This window comes from Bartonella sp. MR168JLCBS (assembly GCF_042194175.1).
Window position 1 is genome coordinate 1 of the sequence record NZ_JBHIMP010000132.1, and the last position, 1,151, is coordinate 1,151.

Consider the following 1,151-nt stretch of genomic DNA (forward strand, 5'->3'; position numbering starts at 1 on the left):
ATTAGCAATGCCTACAAAGTTGTTATTACAATGCGGAGCACTATTGAAGTAGGAGAATGTATAGTGAATATACGGAATATGAAGAAGGATATCCAGATAATCACGCATGCATTATCCGATGTAGAAACGGCTTATCTCATTGATTTAGGTGCAGATATTGTAGTAACTGATGATGAAGAAATCGCAAATGGTATTATCGAGTATATAACTGGACAGAAATCTGTAAAAAATATGCACAATTATGAATTAAATTTACAGAAAACATAAATGAAAACAAAAAAACGGATACAACAGCATGAAAATGAAGCAATTGATATGGCCATTTATCGGTATCTTAGCAATGCTAGTATCTATCCGCATTCTTTATATAAAGCTCTCTGCCATTTCTTTCGGTGATGTACTGGAGCGCCTAAGCAATTTAAATGCACAACATTGGCTATTAGCCTGTTTGTGCTCTCTTTTAGCTTATGCTGCTCTTGCTGGATATGACCGAATTGCCTTGCAGCATCTAGGTCATAAGATCTCTTGGTTTTTTATTGCTCTATGTTCGTTTACTACCTATGCACTTTCCCACAATATTGGTGCTTCCATTTTTTCTGGTGCAGTCGTACGCTATCGCGCTTATAAAATGAAAGGATTAAGTGGAACAGAAATCGCGATATTAGTCGGTTTTTGCTCTTTTACTTTTGTAATAGGCACAATCTTACTCTTTGGGATCGTTTTGATTTTACAACCCGAAATCATCACTCTCATTCATGACGAGCTTCCTGAATGGCTTGGAACAATAATTGGTGCAATTTTACTCAGCTGTACAGCACTTTACATTTTTGGCAGCTGGCTTCAGTTAAAACCCTTACGCTTGGGAAAAAAAATTCAACTTTCCTATCCCCGGTTGAAAATTGTCATTCAACAGCTTCTCATCGGCCCCTTAGAGCTTTTAGGAGCAGCAGGAATTATATACGCTGTGCTCCCGCATAACACAGACGTTCACTTTATTTCTGTGCTTGGTGTTTTCCTGGCATCTTTCACTCTCACCCTTCTCTCCAACGCACCAGCTGGAGGAGTTGGAGTTCTTGAAGCTGTATTCATAACAGGCATGTCCAGTATAAATCCAACCGATGTTGTTGCAGCACTTATTGTGTTTAGAATGC

Annotated in this window: 1 protein-coding gene and 1 pseudogene; both read left to right on the forward strand. The window is 38.6% G+C overall.

Annotated features, from left to right (window positions below; all coding sequences use genetic code 11):
• Window positions 1-267: pseudogene (locus tag ACFIK8_RS09770) on the forward strand (sodium:proton antiporter); the annotation flags it as partial.
• A 28-nt stretch (window positions 268-295) separates the two neighbouring features.
• Window positions 296-1,151, forward strand: an 856-nt coding sequence (locus ACFIK8_RS09775) for a YbhN family protein (protein WP_375669311.1), incomplete at its 3' end; no start/stop codon positions are given.